2 protein-coding genes and 1 tRNA gene are annotated in these 2035 nt (G+C 30.1%); 1 reads left to right on the top strand and 2 read right to left on the bottom strand.

The window, feature by feature from the left end; all coding sequences use genetic code 11:
• On the top strand, positions 1–1127 hold a 1127-nt coding region (locus AC8IGH_RS05465), incomplete at its 5' end, for a serine hydrolase domain-containing protein (RefSeq protein WP_507419700.1).
• A 9-nt stretch (positions 1128–1136) separates the two neighbouring features.
• On the opposite strand, the gene AC8IGH_RS05460 is transcribed toward AC8IGH_RS05465, so the two are convergent.
• Together AC8IGH_RS05460 and AC8IGH_RS05455 are read right to left on the bottom strand one after the other, a co-directional pair.
• Positions 1137–1226 (bottom strand) — tRNA-Ser (locus AC8IGH_RS05460).
• Positions 1226–2035, bottom strand: an 810-nt coding sequence (locus AC8IGH_RS05455) for an elongation factor 4 family protein (protein WP_507419699.1), incomplete at its 5' end; no start/stop codon positions are given. The genes AC8IGH_RS05460 and AC8IGH_RS05455, both read right to left, overlap by 1 nt.

The following is a 2035-nucleotide window of genomic DNA, read 5'->3' as shown; positions in this document are numbered from 1 at the left end:
GCTTTCAATTTATCATTTTAAAAATGATAAGTGGTTATTGCGATGAAAAATACTATCCTGTTAAAAAAATATTTGAAAGTTACTTCTTAAAACAAGAAGAAATAGGAGCTTCTTTTGCAATTTATAAAGAGGGAAAGCCATTAATAGATTTGCATGGTGGCTTTCAAAATAAAAATAATAAGAATTGGGAAGAAAATACTATCGTAAATGTATTCTCAGCTACAAAAGGAATTTACGAAATTATTGTTTCAATTCTAATTGATCAAAACATTTTAGATTTAGAAAGATCTGTTTCTTATTATTGGGACGCCTTTAAACAAAGTAACAAAAGAGAAATCAAACTAAAACACATTCTATCTCATCAATCCGGGCTCTATAGATTTAAAGAAAAGATTACACAAGAAGATCTTTTGGATTGGAATAAAATAATAACTATTTTAGAAAAACAAGAACCAGATCACCCAAGTGGAAAAAAAACATATTATCATGCAAAAACTCACGGATTTTTAATCGGTGAAATTATAAAAAAAACAACAAAAAAAAGCTTAGGAGAATTAGTCTCCGAATTACTATCAAAGAAACTAAATATAGATTTTTTTATTGGAACCCCAAAAAATCAACTTTCAAATATTGCTTTTCTCTATCAGGATAAAATTGAAACTAAAGAGTCGTTAGAACCTAATGCATTTAATAATCCTGAACATGAAATAAATTTTTATAATAAAGAAAATTGGCAAACTGCTGAGGTTCCTTCAATGAATGGTCATGGTAACGCAAAATCTATTGCTAAAATTTATGATATTTTTGTAAATGATTTAATATTAGAAAAAAATATTTTAATATCAAAATCTTCAATTAAAAAATGCCTAATTGAGAGTGTTAATAGAATTGATGAAAGTTTAATGCTACCAATTAGATGGTCAGATGTTGGCTTAATACTTCGAGGTGGATGGTTGTTTGGAAAGAATAAAGAATCTTTTGGTCATAATGGATGGGGCGGATCTTTAGGTTTTGCCGATCCTGTGATTGGAGTGGGAATTGCCTATACCACAAATAAAATTAATCCAACAATGGCTTCAGACCACAGAATAATAAATTTATTAAAGAAATTTTACGAGATTATCTAAAATTATTTTTGGCGGAGAGAAAGGGATTCGAACCCTTGATACCTTTAACAGTATACACGCTTTCCAAGCGGGCGCCTTCAACCACTCGGCCATCTCTCCTATTCGTTTTTATTTATCTTTAATACTTCGATAAATGCTTCTTGAGGTATATCAACGCTACCAAATTGCCTCATTCTGGCTTTTCCTTTTTTTTGCTTTTCTAAAAGTTTTTTCTTTCTATCTCTCGCTCCTCCACCATGAATTCTACTGATAACATCTTTTCTGTAACCAGATATTGTTTCTCTTGCTATAATTTTTCCACCAATAGCTGCCTGAATTGGTATTTGAAATTGATGCCTTGGAATTAAATCTTTTAATCTTTCACACATTAATCTTCCTTGTCTTACTGCAAAATCTTTATGGATAATCATAGACAATGCGTCGACCATTTCTTCGTTTACTAGTATGGATAATTTAATCAAATCACCTTCTCTATAATCGCTCAATTCATAATCAAAACTTGCATAACCACTAGAAATAGATTTGATCTTATCGTAAAAATCAAAAACGACTTCGTTTAATGGTAATTCATAAGATAAAACTGCACGATTTCCAGAATAACTTAAACTTTTTTGTTTTCCTCTTTTTTCTTCGCATAATTTCATAATTGAACCCAAGTATTCTTCTGGAAGAATTATAGTTGCGTTAATCCATGGTTCATTAATAGATTTGATAAAATTTGGTTCGGGCATATTAGCAGGGTTTTGTAGATCCATAACTGTGCCATCATGTTTATTAATTTTATAAACAACTCCTGGAGTTGTGGTAATTAAATTTAAATTATATTCTCGGTCTAATCTTTGAACGATAATTTCAAGATGAAGAAGTCCTAAAAAGCCACATCTAAAACCTAATCCTAAAGCAGCAGA

Origin of the sequence: Candidatus Allofontibacter sp., from assembly GCF_038145245.1 — a bacterium.
Lineage (GTDB): Bacteria > Pseudomonadota > Alphaproteobacteria > Pelagibacterales > Pelagibacteraceae > Fontibacterium.
The sequence above is the reverse complement of the archived record's forward strand: the minus strand, read 5'-3'. Positions and strand labels throughout refer to the sequence as shown.